Source organism: Kitasatospora sp. NPDC032121 (genome assembly GCF_055580145.1).
In genome coordinates this window covers 479,531-500,331 of record NZ_JBVILX010000001.1, presented here as the reverse complement: position 1 = coordinate 500,331, position 20,801 = coordinate 479,531, and the positions used below count along the sequence as shown (strand labels likewise).

Sequence of the window (20,801 nt, the reverse complement as noted above, 5' to 3'; positions counted from 1 at the left end):
GAGAGGGGCCCGGCCGAGGGGGCGCCGCCGCCGGAGACGGGGCGCCCCCTCGGGTGCGCGGCCGGTCAGGCCTTGCTCAGCCAGGCGGTGGCGTTGAGGGCGAGGGCGGCGTCGGTGCCCGCCGGGTCGTCCCAGCCGTTGTACAGGGTGTTGCCGGACTGGCCGGTGCCGTCGTCGATCGGGGAGCTGTCGCCCCAGATCGCGACCCGGCCGGAGCCGAAGGTGCTGGTGACGAAGAAGGCGCCGGTGTTCCCGCTGTAGCCGGTCCGGTAGACCAGGCCCTTGACGTTCGGGTTGTCGGCGGGCTTGAGGGTGAAGGTGGTGCCGTTGCGCAGGATCGAGCCGGTGACGGTGCCGAAGGAGCCGTGCAGCACCGGGTCGGTCGCGTCGTTGACCGCGCGCGGGTTGTCGGTGGTGATGTTGAGCAGGTCGACGGAGAAGCCGAAGGGGTCGTTGTTGTTCACCCCGTTGCTGGTCAGCAGGTCGTTGATGATCTTCGGGGAGTCCCAGCCGTCGTTGTTGCGGTCGCTGTTGACGTGGTCGGAGATCAGGAAGAGCCCGCCGCCGTTCTGGACGAACTTCATGATCGCGGTCTTCTCGCTCGCGCTGAACCGGATGTTGGGCTCCGGGATCACGAAGGTGTCGAAGTTGGCGAGGTCGAGCGCGGCGCCGGTGCCGTAGCTGATGGTTGAGCCGGCCGGGAGGGTCTTCAGGCTGTACTGGCCGGTCTTCTGGAGGGCGACGCCCCAGGCGGACAGGGCGCCGGTCCAGCTCTTCTCGGTGGTGGGGGCGGCGTTCTGGGCGAGCGGGTCGGGCTGGCTGGTGCTGATGATCCAGTCGGCGTTGCCCGCGGTCTCGGCCTTGCTGTTGTCGAACAGCACCCGGTGCGGGGTCGCGCTGACCGCGGCGGCCTTGGCGGCGGTGGTGGTGGGCGCGGCGGTGGCGGCGGGGGTGGTGAGACCGGCCGCGAGCAGCGCCGCTCCGGCGAGGGCGGCGGCGGTTCGAATACGGATCGTCATGAGCCGTTCCTCCGTGGGGAGTTGAGGGGGCAGCGCTCAGTTTTCGCGCGTAGAACGGGAGTATCCGCGCGTAGAGCGCCCGGTGAAAGTCCCCGGAGGTTAAGAAGCCCTGTACGAGTCGTGACGATCTTCGGGAGGGGGGTGGAGACGAAGGGAGACGAATCCGTAATTGCGCATGACTTGCAACTGCGCGCACCGAGGCGGAAAGATGGCCCAGCTTCGACCGCCCGACCGAAAGGACACGACGATGACCGCCCCCCGATGGCGCGACCGACTCACCCGTGAGGAGTGGATCCGCCTGGCCGGAATGGGCGGCTTCATCCTCGCGCTGCACGTCATCGGCTGGTTCACGCTGCTCGCCCTGGTGGAGCCCGAGCACTACGACGTCGGCGGCCAGGTGTTCGGCGCGGGCATGGGCCTGACCGCCTACACCCTCGGCATGCGGCACGCCTTCGACGCGGACCACATCGCCGCCATCGACAACACCACCCGCAAGCTGATGGGCCAGGGCAAGCGTCCGCTGTCGGTCGGCTTCTGGTTCTCGCTCGGGCACTCCTCGATCGTCTTCGGCCTCTGCGCGCTGCTGGCCTTCGGCATCCGCTCGCTGGCCGGCCAGCTGGAGTCCGACGACTCGACGCTGCACGAGATGACCGGCCTGATCGGCGTCACCGTCTCCGGCACCTTCCTGCTGCTGCTCGGCCTGATCAACCTGGGCGCCTTCAACGGCATCCTCAAGGTCTTCCGCCGGATGCGCCACGGTGACTACGACGAGGCGGAGCTGGAGCGCCAGTTGGAGCGGCGCGGGCTGATGAACCGCATCCTCGGCCGGGTCACCAGGGCCGTCACCAAGCCCTGGCACATGTACCCGGTGGGCCTGCTGTTCGGCCTGGGCTTCGACACCGCCACCGAGGTGTCCCTGCTGGTGCTGGCGGGCGGCGCGGCGGCCTTCTCGCTGCCCTGGTACGCGCTGCTCACCCTGCCGATCCTGTTCGCGGCCGGGATGAGCCTGCTGGACACCATCGACGGCTCGTTCATGAACTTCGCGTACGAGTGGGCCTTCTCCAAGCCGGTCCGCAAGATCTACTACAACCTGACCGTCACCGGGCTGTCGGTGCTGGTCGCGCTGGTGATCGGCTCGATCGAGCTGATCGGTCTGCTCGGCGAGAAGCTGGACATCACCAGCGGCCCGGTCGCCTGGATCGGCGGGCTCGACCTCAACTTCGTCGGCTACGCGATCGTCGGGCTGTTCGTGCTCACCTGGGCCGCGGCGATCGCCTACTGGAAGTTCGGCAACGTCGAGGAGAAGTGGTCGGCCGGGCTGGCCGCCGGTGCCTCCGCCACCACCGCCGCCACCGCCGCGAAGTCCGAGTAGCGCGCGTACCGAACCGAGGGGCCGGTGACCGGGGTCTGGTCACCGGCCCCTCGGGGCTTTCCGGGCCCGGGCCGGCGGGCGGCGGCGGGCGGCGGCGTTACTTCAGCGCCGCGAGCACCGCCTGCGCCATCACCCGCTCGCCGGTCGCGTTCGGGTGGAACGGTACGGCGGGCGAGCCGGGCAGCGCGCCCTCGATCCAGCGGTCGTCCGAGCAGACGTCGTGCCCGAGGGTCGGTGTGGCGGTGTCCACGTAGGTCGCGCCGTTGGCGGCCGCGGTGGACTTCAGGGCGGCGTTCAGCTTGTCCAGCACGCCGTGCATGTACTCGACGTCGCCCGGGGTCACCGGCTGGCGCAGGACGCACTTCGAGCCGTCGGCGGGCAGCACGGACGGGTAGCCGACCAGCAGCACCCTGGCGCCCGGCGCCTTGGCGTGGATCCGCCGGAGGGTGTCGGCCAGCTGCGGGACGATGGTGGTGCGGATCCGCTCGGCCAGGTCGTCGGTGCCGTACTGCCAGGACATGCTGCTCCAGTCCCAGTAGCCGTGGTGGTAGACGTCCTTGCAGGGCGTGCCGAGCGGGTTGACGACGGCGCCGGCGATGCAGGTGGCGACCAGTTCGCCGAGGCCGAGGTCGCTGGCCGCGAGGTCGTTGCCGCCGATCCCGAGGGTGACCAGGTCGGTGTCGGCGGTCACCGAGTCCAGCTGGGGGTCGTTGACCCGGATGAAGGCGTCGTACTGGGGCTGGGTCATCGCCTTGATCTTGGCGGCGGAGCAGGTGGCGTCGGTGTACGCGTCGGCCTTGAGGGCGGCGGCGACCAGGTGGCCGTAGTTGCGGTCGGAGCGCAGGCACAGGCCGGCCGACTGGCCCGGCACGCCGGCGCCCGCGGCGTAGGAGTCGCCGAGCGCCACGTAGTGCTTCGGCGCCGGGGTGGCGGCCTGGGCGGCGGTGGAGGTGAGCGCGAGCGCGGCGCCGAGGGCGACGGCGGCGAGTGCGGTGGAATTCCGGAGGTGCCGGGATTTCCGGGCAGGGCGGAGCACGGTTCCTCCTGGGGGGAGAGAAACGACGGGTGGGGGTCGTGCCGAGCCGGGCCGCAGCTACTCGCAGGTAAGTTACTGCCAGGTTTCCCGGGCGTCCATGGTTTGCGCGGAAATTGCCGATATTCCGTCAGACGGCCTCGGACGGCATTTCGCAATTCGCCCGACCGCGGGCCGCGCGGCTGTTGACGGCAATTCCGAAACGCCCCGGAGCGGAATTCGGCCCGACGGTTGTCACCCGCCGGTTGACCGGACCTCGCCGCAGACCGCAGTATCGGGCGCACAGCGACGGCGTGTCCCGGGCGCGCCGCCACCGCGACCCGCGACGGAGGACTGCGCATGGCCCTGGACGCCGACGTCATCGTCATCGGGGCGGGCCTCGCGGGCCTCGCCGCCACCGCCGAACTCGCCGACGCGGGACGGAAGGTGGTCCTGCTCGACCAGGAACCCGCGGCCTCCTTCGGTGGCCAGGCGCACTGGTCCTTCGGCGGCCTCTTCCTGGTCGACTCGCCCGAGCAGCGCCGGATGCGGATACGCGACTCGCACGCCCTCGCCTGGCAGGACTGGCTCGGCACGGCCGGCTTCGACCGGCCCGAGGACGCCTGGCCGCGCCGCTGGGCCGAGGCGTACGTGGACTTCGCGGCGGGCGAGAAGCGCTCCTGGCTGCACGGAATGGGCGTGCGGTTCTTCCCGGTGGTCGGCTGGGCCGAGCGCGGCGGTTTCCTCGCCGACGGGCCCGGCAACTCGGTGCCGCGCTTCCACATCACCTGGGGCACCGGGCCCGGGCTGCTGGCGCCCTTCGTCCGCAGGGTCCGGGCGGCCGCCGCGCGCGGCCTGGTGGACCTGCGCTTCCGGCACCGGGTCACCGGGCTGTCCGCCACCGCGGGCGCCGTCGACACCGTCACCGGCGAGGTGCTGGTGCCGAGCCCGGCGGGCCGGGGCGAGGCCAGCTCGCGCGAGGTCGCCGGGAGCTTCGAACTGCGCGCCCAGGCCGTGGTCGTCACCTCCGGCGGCATCGGCGGCAACCACGACCTGGTCCGCAAGGCCTGGCCGGCCCGGCTCGGCACCCCGCCCGCCAGGCTGCTCTCCGGCGTGCCCGCCCACGTGGACGGACTGATGCTGGAGGTCGCCGGCCGGGCCGGGGCCAGCCTGATCAACGGCGACCGGATGTGGCACTACACCGAGGGCATCGAGAACTGGGACCCGATCTGGGCCCGGCACGGCATCCGCATCCTGCCCGGCCCCTCCTCGCTCTGGCTGGACGCGCGCGGCGAGCGGCTGCCCGTCCCGCTGTTCCCCGGTTTCGACACCCTCGGGACGCTCGAACACATCATGTCCACCGGGTACGAGTACACCTGGTTCGTGCTCAACCAGCGCATCGTCGAGAAGGAGTTCACCCTCTCCGGCTCCGAGCAGAACCCCGACCTGACCGGGAAGTCGGTGCGCGGCGTGCTCGGGCGCGCGCTGCCCGGTGCCCCCGGGCCGGTCCGGGGCCACCTGCGGCACGGGCCGGACTTCGTGGTCGCCGGGAACCTCGCCGACCTCGCCCGGGGCATGAACGCCAGGGCCGGCGAGCCGCTGATCGACCCGGACGGGCTGCGCCGCACCGTCGAGGACCGCGACCGGCAGGTGGTCAACCCCTTCGCCAAGGACCTCCAGGTCACCGCGATCCACGGCGCCCGCCGCCACCTCGGCGACCGGCTCATCCGCACCGCCGCCCCGCACCGCATCCTCGACCCGGCCGCCGCCCCGCTGATCGCCGTCCGGCTGAACATCCTGACCCGCAAGTCGCTGGGCGGACTGGAGACCGACCTGTCCTCCCGGGTGCTGCGGCCGGACGGCGAGGTGCTGCCCGGGGTGTACGCGGCCGGCGAGGCCGCCGGGTTCGGCGGCGGGGGCGTGCACGGGTACCGCTCGCTGGAGGGGACCTTTCTGGGCGGCTGCCTGTTCTCGGGCCGTACGGCGGGACGGGCGGCGGCGCGGGCGGTCGGGTAGCGGGGCGCGAGGAGCGCGGGAGCGCCGGGGCGCGGAAGCGCGGTGCGGGGCGGGCGGGGGAGGGCGAGCGGCCCCGCGACGCGGTGCGCCCCCCGGTCGGGGGCGCACCGGCTGCCGGGCCCTCGGTCAGGCGTTGCGGCCGAGGGTCTGCGAGGGCGAGTGCCCGTACACGCGGCGGTAGTCCGCGCTGAACCGCCCGAGGTGGGTGAAGCCCCAGCGGCAGGCCACCTCGGTCACCGTGCCGGTGGCCCGGCCGTCGGCGATGGCGAGCAGGTCGTGGTGGGCGCGGTCGAGCCGTACGCGCCGCAGGTAGGCCAGCGGCGTGGTGTCCAGGTGGCGCCGGAACCCCTCCCGCAGGGTGCGCAGGCTGACCCGGGCGGCCTGGGCGATGTCGGCCACGGACAGCGCCTCGGCGGCGTGTTCGGCGCAGTAGTCGGTGGCCCGGCGCAGGGCGCTCGGCAGCAGTGCGCAGCCGCGGTCGGCCGTCTCCCGGCCCAGCGAGTGGGGTTGGGCGTCCAGCAAACCCTCGATCAGCAGCTTCTCGAAGTGCTGCAGGCCCAGGCGGGACTGGCGGCCCAGCGCCGAGACGGCGAACTCGCGGAAGGCCCCGGCCAGTTCGAGCCAGCACCGGACGGCCGGGTCGGCCGGGTCGAGGACCGGCGCGAAACGCAGCCGCTCCTGCGGCAGGTCGCCCAGCCGGACGGCGAGCGCCTGCTCCACCGTCTGCCGGGACATCGCCAGGGCCCCGTTCAGGGCCGCGGCGTCCCATTCCATGGTGACCCGGTCGCCCGGCCCGGCCACGGACAGCACGGACGCCAGCTCGGTGCCGTTGGCGACGACCCGGCCGCCCCCGGCGTACGGCAGGATGACGTTGTAGAAGTCCGGCAGCTCCCCCGTCCGCAGGCACACCGGTGCCCCGTACCCGAGGTCGTAGAGCGCCACCGGGCCCTCGTGGAAGGAGCGGAACCGGCCCGGGAGCCGCTGTTCGCCCAGCACCGTCAGTCGGTGCGGGGCCAGGCGCTCGCCCACCACCTGGCGGAGCTCCTCGATGCTGTTCCCCTCGTACAGCGAGACCGGACCGGTCGTGCATCTGGGCGGTGCTGTTTCGGTGACCACGGATTCCCCCTGGGCCGTGAGATCGACGCCGTGGGACCGCAACCCGATCGGACCCCCCGATCCGCCGCCCCCCGGCCTGAACCCCCCGATCTACACCCCGGGAGCGACATTCCGGCGGCGACACTCCGGGAACGGCGTCCCGGTGGCCGACATCTACCGGTCCGTGCCTCCAGGGCCCGCCTCCTGGGTCCTTGCCGGGTCCGCGCAGGCCCGAGGGGCAGGCCCCCGGGCGGCCGTCCGGCGGGACCCGCGGCCGGGGCGCCGGAGGGGTGACGGGTACAGTGCGGAGGCCGGTGCGCAGCGCGCCGCCGACCAGGAGGGGTCAGGAGAACCGATGAGCCGCCGAGACCGCGACGGTGCCCGGGACCGCAAGCGGGGCGCCGGCGCCCCGGTGACCGTCACGGTCTGCCGGGGCTGCTGCTGCGGCACCGAGGCGAAGCACCCCGGGGTGGACCACGCGGGCCAGTACGAGCGGCTGCGGACGGCGGTGGGCTCGGCGGGCCGGGTCCGGGCGGTCACCTGCCTGGACGTGTGCACCCAGTCCAACGTGGTGGTGGTCGGCCCCTCCGCCGAGGGCCGGGCGGCGGGCGGCCGGCCGGTCTGGCTGGGCTTCGTGCTGATGGACGAGATGATCGACGACATCGCCGCCTGGGTGCGCGCGGGCGGTCCGGGCCTGGCCGATCCGCCGGGGCTGCTCGACCTCCAGCTGATCTCGGTCTCCCGGCGGGTGCGCGAGGGCCTGCCCGAGTGAGACGGCGCCCCGGCACTACGGGCTGATCGTCAGATCGTATCCACCAGAGGCGGAGCAGGGCCTGTCCCCGGGTCATCACCACTACCATGACCGGTGGCGTCGGACCGTCCCGGACGGCGCCGAGCCGTCTGCGCGCGAGGGAGGAAGCCGATGACGACGGTCTGCCGCATCTGCGCGGGCACCGGCCGGACCGCCGGGCTCAGCTGCCGGACCTGCCAGGGCACCGGCACCACCGAGGTGGGCGGCGGGGGCGGCAACTGCTTCCTCTGCGACGGCACCGGGGTGTACGTGCGCTACCGGGTGGACGCGACCGGCGCCAAGCACGCGTACCGGGACGAGATCTGCCGCACCTGCGACGGCACCGGCAACCGGGCCGCCACCCAGTGGGACGAGCCCTCCGGCTGACCCCTGGCCGCACTCGCGGGCGGCCCCGCCGTCACCCGACGGACCCCCAAGTCGAGGGGCGGAAGCGGGCCATGATGCGGCGTCGGAACGGTACGGACACGTCCTTTGCCGAATCATGGTCGAACATTGACGTTCGAATGGGAGGTACGCTGCGACCCGTTCACCCGGCGTCCGTGCGTGATCAACGCGCCGCTGGAAGAGTCCCGCGCATGGATATCCCCAACATGGGCGTGCCGGCCAAGCTTGCCGACCGCATGAGCATGGCCGAGCAGCACGAGTACCTGCGGGCCCGCTTCTCCCGCCGCCGGATGCTGCGCGCCGGTGCCGTGACCGTGGGCGCCGTCGCCGTCGGCGGCGCGCTGGGCGGCGGGACGGCCTTCGCCGCCCCGGCCGGCCCGCAGCTGCTGACCGGTGGCACGACCGACGGCATCGACGGGTCGCTGGTCGCGCCGATCGGCCGTCACCTCCAGTTCGGCCCGGAGCCGGACACCCAGTTCCGCATCTCCTGGCAGGTGCCGGCCCCGGTCAAGAAGCCGTTCCTGCGCTTCGGCAAGACCCCGTGGGAACTGAGCCACAAGGTCCAGGCCGAGGTCCGCGCCCTGCACACCCCGGCGCTGACCCCCACCAGCCAGCCGGTGGACCAGTACTACCTGCACGTGGCGCTGGAGGACCTGCGCCCCGACACCACCTACTACTACGGTGTCGGCCACGAGGGCTTCGACCCGGCCTCGCAGCAGCGGATCTCCACCCTGCACACCTTCCGCACCGCGCCCTCCCGCGACCACCGCTGGGGCAAGGTGTACGAGCCGTTCACCTTCACCGCCTTCGGCGACCAGGGCGTCAGCTCGCACGCGGCCGGCAACGACCACATCATCAAGGCCCAGAACCCGGCCTTCCACCTGCACGCCGGCGACATCTGCTACGCCGACCCGGCCGGTTCCGGCACCGACCCGGACAAGTCCGTCTTCAACGCGAAGACCTGGGACGACTTCCTGGTGCAGACCGAGACGGTCGCCGCCGAGATCCCGTGGATGGTCGCGTACGGCAACCACGACATCGAGGCCTGGTACTCGCCGAACGGCTACGGCGGCGAGAACGCCCGCTTCTTCCTGCCGAACAACGGCCCGGACCCGCGCGCCGTCCCCGGTGTCTACACCTTCCGCTACAAGAACGTCGGCGTCGTCTCGCTGGACGCCAACGACGTCTCCTACGAGATCCCGGCCAACCTGGGCATCTCGGCGAACAAGCAGACCAAGTGGCTGGAGCGCACCCTCAACGACCTGCGCAACGACGAGACCATCGACTTCGTCGTGGTCTTCTTCCACCACTGCGCCTTCTCCACTACCGTCGCGCACGCCTCCGACGGCGGTGTCCGCGAGGCCTGGGTGCCGCTGTTCGAGAAGTACCGGGTGGACCTGGTCATCAACGGCCACAACCACATCTACGAGCGCACCGACGCGATCCTCGGCAACAAGGTCTCGAAGCAGGTGCCGAGCGGCGCCACCATCGAGCCGGCCAAGGACGGCGTGGTCTACGTCACCGCGGGTGCGGCCGGCCGCAGCCTGTACAAGTTCGACGTGCCGGACACCTACGAGGGGCACGAGAACCACCAGGACGAGGTCAAGACCTACTTCTGGAGCAAGGGCAGGGTGAAGACCCCCGAGGCCATCCAGTGGTCACGGGTGCGCTACACCGGCTACTCCTTCATCAAGGTCGACGTCACCCCGAAGCACCTGGGCCAGAAGTCGGTCATGAAGGTCACCGCGCTCGCCGAGGACGGCACGCAGATCGACAACTACACGATCCTGCGCGAGGTCGGCGAGGGCTGGGACTCGAACCGGGACGACGACGGCCAGGGCGGCGGCTGGGGCTGGTAGTCCCGTCGGGCCCTGGGGAGCCCCGGCGCCGGAGGTCCGGCGCCGGGGCCCGTGCACGTCAGCGCCGGGGCCCGTACATGATCACGCCGACCCCGGCCAGGCAGATCAGCGCGCCCAGCACGTCGTAGCGGGTCGGCCGGAAGCCGTCCACCGCCACGCCCCACAGCAGCGAGCCGGCCACGAACACCCCGCCGTAGGCGGCCAGCACCCGGCCGAAGTGGCTGTCCGGCTGCAGCGCGGCGACGAAGCCGTACGCGCCGAGCACCACCACGCCGACGCCGGCCAGCCACCACGGCCGCGACTCGCGCACGCTCTGCCAGACCAGCCAGCAACCGCCGATCTCGGCGAGGGCGGCGAGGGCGAACAGGGCGACGGAGCGCAGGACGGTCATGGCCGCCCAGCGTACGTGGTCAGCTCTGGCGGTAGGTGGCCAGGAAGCGGCCGATCCGGTTGATGGCCGTCTCCAGGTCGTCGGCCCGGGGCAGGGTGACGAAGCGGAAGTGGTCCGGGCGGGGCCAGTTGAAGCCGGTGCCCTGGACGACGTGGATCTTCTCGCGCAGCAGCAGGTCCAGCACGAACCGCTCGTCGTCGACGATCCGGTGCACGGCCGGGTCCAGTCGGGCGAAGGCGTACAGCGCGCCCTTGGGCTTGACGCAGCTGACGCCGGGGATCTCGTTGAGCGCCTTGACCGCGATGTCGCGCTGTTCGGTGAGCCGGCCGCCGGGCAGCACCAGGTCGTTGATGGACTGGTGGCCGCCGAGTGCGGCCTGCACGGCGTACTGGGCGGGCACGTTGGGGCACAGCCGCATGCCGGAGAGCATGGTCAGGCCCTCCAGGTAGTCGGTGGCGTGCTGCTTGGGGCCGGAGACCACCAGCCAGCCGCTGCGGAAGCCGGCCACCCGGTAGGCCTTGGAGAGGCCGTTGAAGGTGAGCGTCAGCACGTCGTCGGCCAGCGCGGCCAGGCAGTGGTGTTCGGCGCCGTCGTAGAGGATCTTGTCGTAGATCTCGTCGGCCAGCACCATCAGGTGGTGGCGGCGGGCCAGGTCGAGGATGCCCTCCAGCAGTTCCTTCGGATAGACCGCGCCGGTGGGGTTGTTGGGGTTGATGACGACGATCGCCCTGGTGCGGGCGGTGATCTTGGCGGCGATGTCGTCCAGGTCCGGGTACCACTCGGCCTCTTCGTCGCACAGGTAGTGCACGGCCTTGCCGCCGGCCAGCCGGACCGCGGCCGTCCAGAGCGGGTAGTCGGGCATCGGCACGAGCACCTCGTCGCCGTCGTCCACCAGCGCGGTGACGGCCATCTGGATCAGCTCGGAGACGCCGTTGCCGAGGTAGACGTCGTTGACGGTGACGCCCTGCACGCCGCGCTGCTGGTAGTACTGCACCACCGCGCGACGGGCCGGCAGGATGCCGCGCGAGTCGCTGTAGCCGTGCGCCGCGGGCAGGTTGCGGATGATGTCCTGGATGATCTCCTCGGGCGCCTCGAAGCCGAACGGGGCGGGGTTGCCGGTGTTCAGCCGCAGCACGCTGTGCCCGGCCTCCTCCAGGGCGTTGGCCTGGTCGACCACCGGGCCCCGGATCTCGTAGCACACGTCATTCAGCTTGCTGGACTGCCGAAACTCCATCTGCGGCCTCCCGACCGTCACCACCGCTCCGTTGCTTCAGCTTTGTTCTACCAAGTGTGTACTTGGAAAGTCCAACCTCTTGGCTATGCTGATCCGCATGTCACGCCGAAGCTACGACCAGTACTGCGCCGTCGCCCGCGCCCTGGACGCGGTGGGGGAGCGCTGGAGCCTCCTGATCGTCCGTGAGCTCCTCGGCGGCCCGCGCCGCTACACCGACCTGCACGCCGACCTGCCCGGCGTCTCCACCGACATCCTGGCCGCCCGGCTCAAGCAGTTGGAGGGCGACGGGCTGATCCTCCGCCGCCGGCTGGAACGGCCCGCCAACGCGATGGTCTACGAGCTGACCGGGCGCGGCCGCGAACTGCGACCGGTCGTCGAGGCCCTGGGGGAGTGGGGCCTGGCCGCCCTCGGCGAGCAGCGGCCCACCGACGCCGTCCGGGAGCACTGGTTCACGCCCCGGAAGCAGGAGGAGGCGGCGGTCGCGGCCGGCTGACGGCCGCGCGCCCGGGTGCCGCGGTGGGCAAGGCAGCCCGCCGCGATGGGCGGTGGGGCCCGCCGCGGTGGACGGTGGGGCCCGCTGCGGTGGGCGGTGGGGCCCGCTGCGGTGGGCGGTGGGGCCCGCTGCGGCCGAGGGCGGGCACGCACGTACGATCGTCGGATCGTCGAATCGCCTTGGTCGGCCCAGGAGAGCGGAGGCCAGCCCGTGCCCACCCCCTACCGCAGCTACGTCGCCGTCGGAGACTCCTTCACCGAGGGCATGTGCGACGACCTGTTGCCGAACGGCCACTACCAGGGCTGGGCCGACCGGGTCGCCGCGGCACTGGCCGCCGAGAACGGCACCGGCTTCCGGTACGCCAACCTCGCCGTCCGCGGCAAGCTCATCGGCCAGATCCACGACGAGCAGCTCGCCCCCGCCGCCGCGATGGGCGCCGAGCTGGTCACCCTGGCCGGCGGCCTCAACGACGTGCTGCGCCCCGGCTGCGACATCGCCGCCGTCGAGCGGCAGCTCGGCCGCTGCGCCGCCGAGCTGCGTGCCACCGGTGCCACCGTCGTGCTGTTCACCAGCACCGACCCCACCCGCCGCCTGGCCGGCAGCGCCCGGCTGTTGCCCGCCATCCTGCGGCTGAAGGCCTTCGTCCAGGAGCTGGGCCGGCAGGACGGCTTCGCGGTGGTCGACCTGTTCTCCGCGCCCTGCTTCGACGACCGCCGGCTGTGGGCCGAGGACCGCCTGCACCTGTCGCCGGAGGGCCACCGCCGGGTCGCCGAGGGCGTGCTGGAGGCGCTCGGCCGCCCCGCCGCCTTCGACTGGCGCGCCCCGCTGCCCGCCGCCGCCCCGGCCGGCCGCGCCGAGCGACTGCGCGAGGACGCCCGCTGGCTGGGCACCCACGTCGGCCCGTGGATCGGCCGCCGCCTCACCGGCCGCTCCTCCGGCGACGGCCGCCCGGCGAAGCGGCCGGAGCTGCTGCCGTACGGCTAGGCCCTCCGCCGGGCTCCCGGGGGCGTCGGGTCCAGGACCAGGCTCGCCATCGGGGCGTGTGTGGTCCAGCCGAGCGCCGTGTAGAGCGCCTGTCCCTCCGGGGTGCCGACCAGCACGCCGGTGCGCGCGCCCCGCTCGTACGCGGCGCACTGGAGCGTCCGCATCACCACGGCGCCCAGGCCCCGGCGGCGGTGCTCGGGCGCGGTGGTGATCTGGTCCGGTACGGCCACCGGGCCGGCCAGGCCCGCCTGGCCGCGGGCGGCGAGGTGCCCGTCCTCGGTGCGCACCAGCACCCGCAGGACCCCGCCCCGCTCCCAGGTGGTCACGGTGTACCCGGCCGGGCCACCGGGCCGCTCGGCGGCGAGCGGGACGCTCATCAGGAAGCCCGGTACGTCCATGCGCCACCGCTCGTCCAGCCAGGGGCGCACGGTGTCGTCCTCGGCGAACAGCTTCAGCCAGGTGGTCGGCGCGGTGACGGTCCCGGCGAGCTCGCGGACCTCGGCCTCGGTCGGCTCCGGCAGCACGTGCCGGCCCACCTCGCCGACCGGCGCGCCGACGTCGATGCTCCAGCCCCAGGGCCGGTCCACCGGCTCGGCGGAGCCGCGCGAGACGGCCCAGCCGGAGATCCACATCCGGACCAGCTCCCTGACGTCCGGGTCCCGCATGCCGCCCACCCCCGTGTGTAATGGTCTCGTGTGTAATGGTCTCTAGTGCGCCGCATAACTTACCGGTGCGGAGGGCCGTCCGCCCAGTAGGATTTCCGGGTCCACGGCGCCGCCCGGCGCCCGACTGCTGGAAGGACCCCGGAACGTGCGCGAGACCGAGTCGCCGCAGGACCCCACGGCGGCCGCGCCGACCCCGCTCCGGGCCGACTGCGGCAGCTGCTTCGGCCTCTGCTGCGTCGCCCTGCCGTTCGCCGCCGGCACCGACTTCGCCATGAACAAACTGGCCGGCAGCCCCTGCCACAACCTCCAGGCCGACTTCCGCTGCGGCATCCACACCCGGCTGCGCGACACGGGCTTCCAGGGCTGCACCGTCTACGACTGCTTCGGCGCCGGGCAGCGGGTCTCCCAGGTGACCTTCGGCGGCCGCAGCTGGCGCGAGGAGCCGGACAGCGCCAAGGCGATGTTCGACGTCTTCCCGATCGTGCGGCAGCTGCACGAGCTGCTCCGGTACCTCACCGAGGCGCTCACCTTCGCCCCCGCCCTCCCCGTCCACGACGAACTGCGGCGGGCGCTGGCGGAGACCGACCGGCTGGCCGGCGGCACCCCCGAGGAGATCCTCGCCGTCGACGTCCCGGCCCACCGGCAGCGGGTCAGTGACCTGCTGCTGCGCGCCAGTGAACTGGTCCGCGCCGCCGTCCCGCGCCGCCGCGAGCACCGGGGCGCCGACCTCTTCGGCGCCCGCCTGCGCGGCGCCGACCTCCAGGGCGCCAACCTGCGCGGCGCCCTGCTCGTCGCGGCCGACCTCTCCGGCGCGGACCTGCGCCTCGCCGACCTGGTCGGTGCCGACCTGCGGGACGCCAACCTGGCCGGCGCGGACCTCGGCACGGCCCTTTTCCTCACCCAGGCCCAGCTCGACGCCGCCCGCGGCGACGCCACCACCCGCCTCCCGGACGCCCTCGCCCGGCCCGGCCACTGGCCCGAGACCGCGCCGGCCCCGGCGGCCAAGGGCGGCTCCGGACCCCGCTCCGGCAAGGGCGGCTCCGGACCCGGCTCCGGCAAGGGCGGCGGCCGCCCCGCCCGGGGCAACCGCCGCCGCTGACGCCTGCCGGCGCCGCTACTGGCCCACCCGACCGTCGACGCACTCGCGCAGCAGGTCGGCGTGGCCGCAGTGGCGGGCGTACTCCTCGATCCGGTGCACCTGCAGCTCCCTGATCGAGATCCGCTCCTTGCCGACCCGCTCGCCCAGGTCCTGGTAGTCGGCCAACTCGGCGTCCAGCGCGGCCTGTTCGCGCTCCAGGTCGCGGAACGCGGCGTCCGCCACGGCCTGCTCGCCGACGGCCCCGTCGAAGTCCGCGTCCCGTGGGCCGTACAGCCTGGGCAGCGGCTCGCCGTCGGTGATCCAGTTCCGCCAGTCCCGCTCCACCTCGGCCAGGTGCCGGACCAGCCCGAGCAGCGACATCGTCGACGGCGGCACCGAGCGGCGGGCCAGCTGCTCCGGGGCCAGGCCGTCGCACTTCATCCGCAGGGTCAGCCGGTAGTTCGTCAGAAAGCCCTGGAGCGTGGCGAGTTCGCCGTCGGGGCCGGGTCCTTCGTTGTTGCGGGGGTCGTCGTCCGGGTCGGCCCACATGTCGGGGTGGACGGTCGCCTCGGTCCATCGCGCGGGTTGTTCGCTCATGCCGTGCATCGTCGGCCCCGACCGCCCTCCCCGCCACTGGTTATCGCCCCTGCGGCCAGGCGGGGTGCGGCCAGGCCTGGCGAGGCGCCCGCGCGCTCAGCCGCTCAGCCGGTCAGCAGCCGGGCGCGCAGGGCGTCGGCCTGCGCGCGGTCGATGCCGAGGACGCCGGTCAGGTAGGCCTCGACGGAGCCGTGGCGGTCGGCGAGGTCGGCGAGGGCGAGCCGGATCACGGTCTCGGGGGCGCGCCCGTAGCCGGGCCAGCGCAGCGTGCGGCCCGGGTGGGCGGCGTGCCACTCGGCGACGAAGTGCGCGGTGGCGAGCTCGGTGAGGGCGAAGTCGGCGGCGATGACGTCCTCGTCGACGCCGAGCAGGGTGAGCAGCAGGGCGGCGATCAGCCCGGTGCGGTCCTTGCCGGAGGCGCAGTGGAAGACCACCGGGGCCTCGGCGGCGGTGATCACGTCCAGGGCCTGGCGGATCTCCTTCACCCCGTCCTCGGCGACCTCGGCGAAGCGGTCCGCGAGGTAGCGCCAGGGGTCGAGCTCCGGGTCGATCTCGGCCTGGTCGTACGGGCGGTGCTCGATCGAGAGGTTGTGGTACTCCAGGCCCTCGAACTCGGGCACCCGGCCCTTTGCGGCGATCTCCCAGGGGTAGCGCAGGTCGATCACGGTCCGTACGCCCAGCGCCCGCAGCCGGTCGAGGTCCGCGGGCGAGGTGAGCTTGCCGAGCGAGTCGGAGCGGTAGAGCAGTCCCCACCGGACGGACCGTCCGTCGGAGGCCGGATAGCCGCCCAGGTCGCGGAAGTTGTGCAGGGCGTCGAAGGAGTGGTGGCGCGTCGTCATGCGCGCACTCTAGAAGAAGACCTCAGGCCCCGGCGGGCGGGTAGCCGTGGGCGAGCAGGTCGAAGGCGCGGGTGGCGTCCCCGACGGCCTCGGCGTGCAGGTCGTCGGCGGTGCGGCCGTCCTGGATGCGACGCCAGTTGTGCAGGGCGAGGACCCGCTGGGTGGCGGTGACCTGCGCGGCGAGCAGGGCGGCGGTGAGCTCCCGGGGCCCGGGCAGCCCGGGGTCCTCGCGCAGCGCCGAGGCCAGTGACCGCTCGGCGCGCGCCACGTACTCGCCGACCCGGGCGGCCAGGCTGGGAGTGCCGTAGACCAGGCCGGTGAAGGCGAGTACCGCCGGGTGGTCGTTGAGGCCGGTGACCGGGTCGCGCCGGCCGAGGCCGGCCAGGAAGTCCCGCAGCAGCGCGTCGAGCACCGGCTCGCCGGGCAGCCGGGTGCGGATCACCTCCGCGGACTGCTCCTGGTGGTCGGCGAAGCGGTGGACGACCAGGTCCTCCTTGCTGGGGAAGTAGGAGAACAGCGTCGGCTTGGAGACCTCGGCGGCCGCCGCGACGTCCGCCACCGAAACCCGGTCGAAGCCGTGCTCGAGGAAGAGCGCGATGGCCGCCTCCGAGATGGCCCGCCTGGTCCGCTCCTTCTTCAGCTCCCGCAGTCCGGTCATGCGGCCCAGGCTAGCAGCGGGCATTGACCGGGGCAGGTTTTGGACCCGGTCGCCCGTCGGGTGTGTCCCCGGCGGATACGCCCCGGACCGGCGCCCGCGGCCCGGGCGCCGTCGTTGTCAGTGCCGTCGGGCACGATCGGCCCGTCGGTACTCCTGTGGCACGGACGGAAGCGGAGAGGGCATCGTGGCGATCACGAATCAGCGGGTGGCGGAGCACGCGTTCCTGCGGGGGATGTACCGGGACCCGTACTTCCCCGATCACGTCGTCGACAAGGGCAAGGCGATCCTGGTGCGGCTGTGCGAGCGGATCGAGGCCGAGCGGCCGGCGGACCTGACGGCCCTGTACGTGCTCTCCCACGCCGCGACGGAGGAGTTCAACCTCCTGGAGGCGGAGTTCGAGGCGGCCGGGAGCGAAATCGAGACGGTGGCGCGGGAGGAGATCGCCGAGGACTTCTGGATCGTCGCGACGGCCTACGGCTTCATGGACGTGGACGTGGAGGAGCTGGTCGCGCCCCGTAACTGGTGACCGGCGGGCCGGTTGTCGTAGGGCCCCTACGCGCTGCGGTCGGCGAGCACCTCGCGGACGACGTGGCGGGCGTTGGCGGTCAGTGCCTGGTCGGTGTGGCGGTAGTACGGGATCGTCACCAGGGCGATGGAGAACGCCCAGGCCCGGCCGCGGGCCCACATGGCCTCGTCCGCGCCGAGGGCGGCGCGGAAGGCCGGGCGGGCGGTGGCGGGCAGCAGGTTCCAGGCGGCGATCAGGTCGGCGGTCGGGTCGCCGACGCCCATCAGGGCGAAGTCGAGGACGGCGGAGAGCCGGCCGGTGGGGGCGACCAGCAGGTTGCCGGGGGTGAGGTCGCCGTGCGTCCAGACCGGCGGCCCGGCGTACTCGGGCAGCCGAAGCGCCTTGTCCCACAGGGCGGTTGCGGCCGCCGTGTTGATCGAGCCGGCGAGCTGGGCGATGGCCGCGCGGGTGGCGCCGTCCCGGGAGGCGAGCGGGACGCTGCGCTGGGAGGGCGGGGCGCCGGCCGGGTCGGCGGCGCGCAGCGCGTTGACGAAGCGGGCCAGGTCGCCGGCCAGGTCCCCGGGCGCGGCCAGCGAGTTGACCACCGGGTTGGTGCCGCCCAGCCAGCGCAGCACCGACCACTGCCACGGGTAGCCGGCGGCGGGCTGGCCGACGTCGAGCGGTGCCGGAACGGGCAGCGGCAGCCGTGGCGCCAGCCGGGACAGCCACTGCCGCTCCCGCCGCAGGCCGTCGGCGGCCCAGGCCACCAGCGGCAGCCGGACGGCGAGTTCGGGCCCGAGGCGGAACATCGCGTTGTCCGCGCCGGGGGCGGAGACGGGGGTGATCGGGAGGCGCTCCCACTGGGGGAACTGGGCGGCGATCAGCCGCCGCACCAGGGCCGCGTCGACCACCGGTCCGTCGGGGTGCATCCGGGTGGCAGCGCACATGTCCGGCAGCGTACAGCGCCCGATCGTTTCCGTTCAGCAGGATTCCCGAACTGCGCACGTTCCGAGGCCGGTTCGTCGAGGATCCGCCCGAGCGGGGCCCGCCGGAAGGCGGCCGGCCGAAGCCCCGGCGCCGCCGCCCCGCCGGAGCGCGGCACCGCGCCACGCCCGGCCGCCCCGGGGGCGCCCGGGCGTCGCCGTCGGCACCTGCCAGAATGCAGGGCGTACGGCGCAAGCACTGATGGAGAAGGTGACCGGCTTCGTGACCACGCCAGTCGAACAGGTGGCCCGGCAGGCCCAGCAGGCGATCGAGCGGAAGATCGCCGAGGAACTGGGCGTCCGCGAAGGGCAGGTGAAGGCGGCCGTCGAACTGCTCGACGGCGGCGCGACCGTCCCGTTCGTGGCCCGCTACCGCAAGGAGGTCACCGGCTCCCTGGACGACGCCCAGCTGCGTGCCCTGGAGGAGCGGCTGCGCTACCTGCGCGAGCTGGAGGACCGCCGGGCGGCCGTCCTGGAGTCGATCGAGGCGCAGGGCAAGCTGGACGACGCGCTGCGCGCCCAGGTGCTCGCCGCCGACTCCAAGGCCCGCCTGGAGGACATCTACCTGCCGTTCAAGCCGAAGCGGCGCACCAAGGCGCAGATCGCCCGCGAGGCCGGCCTGGAGCCGCTCGCCGACACCCTGCTCGCCGACCCGTCCCAGGACCCGGCCGTGCTGGCCGCGCAGTACCTGAACGAGTCGGTCGCGGACGGCCCCGCCGCGCTGGAGGGCGCCCGGGCGATCCTGGTCGAGCGCTTCGGTGAGGACGCCGACCTGGTCGGCTCGCTGCGCGAGCGGATGTGGACCCGCGGCCGGCTGGTCGCCAGGGTCCGCGACGGCAAGGAGGGCGACGGCGCCAAGTTCGCCGACTACTTCGACTTCGCCGAGCCGTACACCAAGCTCCCCTCGCACCGCATCCTCGCGATGCTGCGCGGCGAGAAGGAGGAGGTGCTCGACCTCGACTTCTCCCCGTACGACGGCGACACCGAGGGCGACCTGCCCGGCGAGAACGACTACGAGCAGCGGATCGCCGCCCGCTTCGGCATCGCCGACCGCGGCCGCCCGGCCGACAAGTGGCTCGGCGACACCGTCCGCTGGGCCTGGCGCACCCGCATCCTGGTCCGGCTCGGCATCGACCTGCGGTCCCGGCTGCGCGCCGAGGCCGAGGACGAGGCGGTGCGGGTCTTCGCCGCGAACCTGCGCGACCTGCTGCTCGCCGCCCCGGCCGGCACCCGCGCCACCATGGGCCTGGACCCGGGTTTCCGCACCGGGGTGAAGGTCGCCGTGGTGGACGCCACCGGCAAGGTCGTCGCGTACGACACGATCTACCCGCACCAGCCCGCCAACAAGTGGGACGCGGCGCTGGCGACCCTGGCGGCGCTGGCGAAGAAGCACGACGTCGACCTGATCGCGATCGGCAACGGCACCGCCTCCCGGGAGACCGACAAGCTCGCCGAGGACCTGCTGGGGCGCCACCCCGAGCTGAAGCTCACCAAGGCGATGGTCAGCGAGGCCGGCGCCTCGGTCTACTCGGCCTCCGCGTTCGCCTCGCAGGAGCTGCCTGACCTGGACGTGTCGATCCGCGGCGCGGTCTCGATCGCCCGCCGGCTCCAGGACCCGCTGGCCGAACTGGTCAAGATCGACCCCAAGTCGATCGGCGTCGGCCAGTACCAGCACGACCTGAGCGAGGTGAAGCTCTCCCGTTCGCTGGACGCAGTGGTCGAGGACTGCGTCAACGCCGTCGGCGTGGACGTCAACACCGCCTCGGCGCCGCTGCTCACCCGGGTCTCCGGGATCACCGGCACGCTGGCCGACAACATCGTGGCGCACCGCGACGCCAACGGCCCGTTCCGCACCCGCCGGCAGCTCAAGGACGTCTCCCGGCTCGGCCCCAAGGCCTTCGAGCAGTGCGCCGGCTTCCTGCGCATCCCCGGCGGCGAGGACCCGCTGGACGCCTCCAGCGTGCACCCCGAGGCCTACCCGGTGGTGCGCCGCATCCTGGCCGCGACCGGCGGGGAGCTGCGCGAACTGATCGGCAACGGCGAGCGGTTGCGGGCGCTGCGCCCGGCGGACTTCGCCGACGACACCTTCGGCGTCCCGACCGTCACCGACATCCTCGGCGAGCTGGACAAGCCGGGCCGGGACCCGCGCCCGGCCTTCCGCACCGCGACCTTCAAGGAGGGCGTCGACAAGATCGGCGACCTGGAGGTCGGCATGGTGCTGGAGGGCGTGGTCACCAACGTCGCCGCCTTCGGCGCGTTCGTGGACGTGGGCGTCCACCAGGACGGGCTGGTGCACGTCTCGGCGCTGTCGCGGAACTTCGTCAAGGACCCGCGCGAGGTGGTCAAGCCCGGCGACATCGTCAAGGTCCGGGTGCTCTCGGTGGACGTGCCGCGCAAGCGGATCGGGCTGACCCTGCGGCTGGACGACGAGGTCGGGCGCGAGCGCGGCGGGGACCGCGGCGACCGCGGCGAGCGGCAGGCCCGCCCGCCCCGCCAGGAGCGCCGCGGCGGCGGCCAGGGCGGTCAGAGCGGCCAGGGCGGCCAGGGCGGTCGCGGCGGCCAGGACCGGCGCGGTGGCGGCCAGGGCGGGGACCGCGGCGGCTTCGGCGGCGGCGCGCCGGCCAACAGCGCCATGGCGGACGCGCTGCGCCGGGCCGGCCTGGCCGGCGGCGGCGAGGGCGGCTCGGGCGCTCGCCGCTCCGGGCGGCGCTGAGCCGGGCCCTCGACCGACGACGGCCCGGGGGGGGGGGGGGGGGGGGGGGTGGTATGATAAGCCGTACAGTTGTTTTCCTCTGTCCTTCTCTCC

18 protein-coding genes and 2 pseudogenes are annotated in these 20,801 nt (G+C 73.4%); 10 read left to right on the top strand and 10 right to left on the bottom strand.

The window, feature by feature from the left end; genetic code table 11:
* Positions 1–68: 68 nt before the first annotated feature.
* A pseudogene (locus tag ACZ5OX_RS02310) lies at positions 69–1,019 on the bottom strand (hydrolase); the annotation flags it as partial.
* 247 nt (positions 1,020–1,266) lie between these two features.
* Here ACZ5OX_RS02310 and nicT point away from each other — a divergent pair.
* Positions 1,267–2,391, top strand: coding sequence for a Nickel transporter NicT (gene nicT / locus ACZ5OX_RS02305; protein ID WP_465628284.1), 1,125 nt, complete (start codon positions 1,267–1,269; stop codon positions 2,389–2,391).
* A 97-nt stretch (positions 2,392–2,488) separates the two neighbouring features.
* On the opposite strand, the gene ACZ5OX_RS02300 is transcribed toward nicT, so the two are convergent.
* Complete coding sequence (locus ACZ5OX_RS02300) at positions 2,489–3,427, bottom strand: SGNH/GDSL hydrolase family protein (protein WP_465628283.1); 939 nt, start codon at positions 3,425–3,427, stop codon at positions 2,489–2,491.
* Between the two features lie 336 nt (positions 3,428–3,763).
* On the opposite strand from ACZ5OX_RS02300, the gene ACZ5OX_RS02295 reads away from it, so the two are divergent.
* On the top strand, positions 3,764–5,419 hold the full coding sequence (locus ACZ5OX_RS02295) for an FAD-binding dehydrogenase (protein WP_465628282.1): 1,656 nt from the start codon (positions 3,764–3,766) through the stop codon (positions 5,417–5,419).
* Between the two features lie 126 nt (positions 5,420–5,545).
* On the opposite strand, the gene ACZ5OX_RS02290 is transcribed toward ACZ5OX_RS02295, so the two are convergent.
* Positions 5,546–6,535 carry an AraC family transcriptional regulator gene (locus ACZ5OX_RS02290; protein WP_465628281.1) on the bottom strand — a complete coding sequence of 330 codons (990 nt, stop codon included), beginning with the start codon at positions 6,533–6,535 and terminating at the stop codon, positions 5,546–5,548.
* 334 nt (positions 6,536–6,869) lie between these two features.
* Between ACZ5OX_RS02290 and ACZ5OX_RS02285 the strand changes: the two genes are divergently transcribed.
* From ACZ5OX_RS02285 to ACZ5OX_RS02275, 3 genes are all read left to right on the top strand, one after another.
* On the top strand, positions 6,870–7,286 hold the full coding sequence (locus ACZ5OX_RS02285) for a (2Fe-2S) ferredoxin domain-containing protein (RefSeq protein WP_402410993.1): 417 nt from the start codon (positions 6,870–6,872) through the stop codon (positions 7,284–7,286).
* A 150-nt stretch (positions 7,287–7,436) separates the two neighbouring features.
* A complete protein-coding gene (locus ACZ5OX_RS02280) occupies positions 7,437–7,691 on the top strand; it encodes a hypothetical protein (RefSeq protein WP_359912273.1) in 255 nt (84 codons plus the stop codon).
* A 209-nt stretch (positions 7,692–7,900) separates the two neighbouring features.
* The gene (locus ACZ5OX_RS02275; RefSeq protein ID WP_465628280.1) at positions 7,901–9,568 is read left to right on the top strand and encodes a purple acid phosphatase family protein; all 1,668 of its coding nucleotides are present in this window, start codon (positions 7,901–7,903) and stop codon (positions 9,566–9,568) included.
* A 58-nt stretch (positions 9,569–9,626) separates the two neighbouring features.
* Here the strand turns inward: ACZ5OX_RS02275 and ACZ5OX_RS02270 are convergent, their stop codons facing one another.
* Both ACZ5OX_RS02270 and ACZ5OX_RS02265 read right to left on the bottom strand, forming a co-directional pair.
* Positions 9,627–9,959 carry a YnfA family protein gene (locus tag ACZ5OX_RS02270; protein ID WP_465628279.1) on the bottom strand — a complete coding sequence of 111 codons (333 nt, stop codon included), beginning with the start codon at positions 9,957–9,959 and terminating at the stop codon, positions 9,627–9,629.
* Between the two features lie 19 nt (positions 9,960–9,978).
* Positions 9,979–11,193 (bottom strand): pyridoxal phosphate-dependent aminotransferase, encoded by a 1,215-nt coding sequence (locus ACZ5OX_RS02265; RefSeq protein ID WP_392868994.1) that lies wholly within the window; start codon positions 11,191–11,193, stop codon positions 9,979–9,981.
* A gap of 97 nt (positions 11,194–11,290) precedes the next feature.
* On the opposite strand from ACZ5OX_RS02265, the pseudogene ACZ5OX_RS02260 reads away from it, so the two are divergent.
* Positions 11,291–11,644: pseudogene (locus ACZ5OX_RS02260) on the top strand (winged helix-turn-helix transcriptional regulator); the annotation flags it as partial.
* 252 nt (positions 11,645–11,896) lie between these two features.
* Positions 11,897–12,670 carry an SGNH/GDSL hydrolase family protein gene (locus ACZ5OX_RS02255; protein WP_449789968.1) on the top strand — a complete coding sequence of 258 codons (774 nt, stop codon included), beginning with the start codon at positions 11,897–11,899 and terminating at the stop codon, positions 12,668–12,670.
* On the opposite strand, the gene ACZ5OX_RS02250 is transcribed toward ACZ5OX_RS02255, so the two are convergent.
* Positions 12,667–13,335: a GNAT family N-acetyltransferase gene (locus ACZ5OX_RS02250; protein ID WP_465628278.1), complete on the bottom strand. Its 669-nt coding sequence runs from the start codon at positions 13,333–13,335 to the stop codon at positions 12,667–12,669. The genes ACZ5OX_RS02255 and ACZ5OX_RS02250 overlap by 4 nt on opposite strands.
* Positions 13,336–13,480: 145 nt before the next feature.
* On the opposite strand from ACZ5OX_RS02250, the gene ACZ5OX_RS02245 reads away from it, so the two are divergent.
* A complete protein-coding gene (locus ACZ5OX_RS02245) occupies positions 13,481–14,434 on the top strand; it encodes a pentapeptide repeat-containing protein (RefSeq protein ID WP_465628277.1) in 954 nt (317 codons plus the stop codon).
* A gap of 15 nt (positions 14,435–14,449) precedes the next feature.
* Here the strand turns inward: ACZ5OX_RS02245 and ACZ5OX_RS02240 are convergent, their stop codons facing one another.
* From ACZ5OX_RS02240 to ACZ5OX_RS02230, 3 genes are all read right to left on the bottom strand, one after another.
* Positions 14,450–15,019, bottom strand: a complete 570-nt coding sequence (locus ACZ5OX_RS02240; RefSeq protein WP_465628276.1) for a DinB family protein — start codon at positions 15,017–15,019, stop codon at positions 14,450–14,452.
* Positions 15,020–15,114: 95 nt separating this feature from the next.
* Positions 15,115–15,849 carry a tyrosine-protein phosphatase gene (locus ACZ5OX_RS02235; protein ID WP_465628275.1) on the bottom strand — a complete coding sequence of 245 codons (735 nt, stop codon included), beginning with the start codon at positions 15,847–15,849 and terminating at the stop codon, positions 15,115–15,117.
* Between the two features lie 22 nt (positions 15,850–15,871).
* Positions 15,872–16,507 carry a TetR/AcrR family transcriptional regulator gene (locus ACZ5OX_RS02230; RefSeq protein ID WP_465628274.1) on the bottom strand — a complete coding sequence of 212 codons (636 nt, stop codon included), beginning with the start codon at positions 16,505–16,507 and terminating at the stop codon, positions 15,872–15,874.
* Positions 16,508–16,691: 184 nt separating this feature from the next.
* Here ACZ5OX_RS02230 and ACZ5OX_RS02225 point away from each other — a divergent pair, with 184 nt between their 5' ends.
* Positions 16,692–17,033, top strand: coding sequence for a DUF5713 family protein (locus ACZ5OX_RS02225; RefSeq protein WP_465628273.1), 342 nt, complete (start codon positions 16,692–16,694; stop codon positions 17,031–17,033).
* Between the two features lie 26 nt (positions 17,034–17,059).
* Here ACZ5OX_RS02225 and ACZ5OX_RS02220 read toward each other — a convergent pair whose 3' ends face one another.
* Positions 17,060–17,959 (bottom strand): aminoglycoside phosphotransferase family protein, encoded by a 900-nt coding sequence (locus ACZ5OX_RS02220; protein WP_465628272.1) that lies wholly within the window; start codon positions 17,957–17,959, stop codon positions 17,060–17,062.
* 259 nt (positions 17,960–18,218) lie between these two features.
* Between ACZ5OX_RS02220 and ACZ5OX_RS02215 the strand changes: the two genes are divergently transcribed.
* Complete coding sequence (locus ACZ5OX_RS02215) at positions 18,219–20,708, top strand: Tex family protein (RefSeq protein WP_465628271.1); 2,490 nt, start codon at positions 18,219–18,221, stop codon at positions 20,706–20,708.
* Positions 20,709–20,801: the final 93 nt, after the last annotated feature.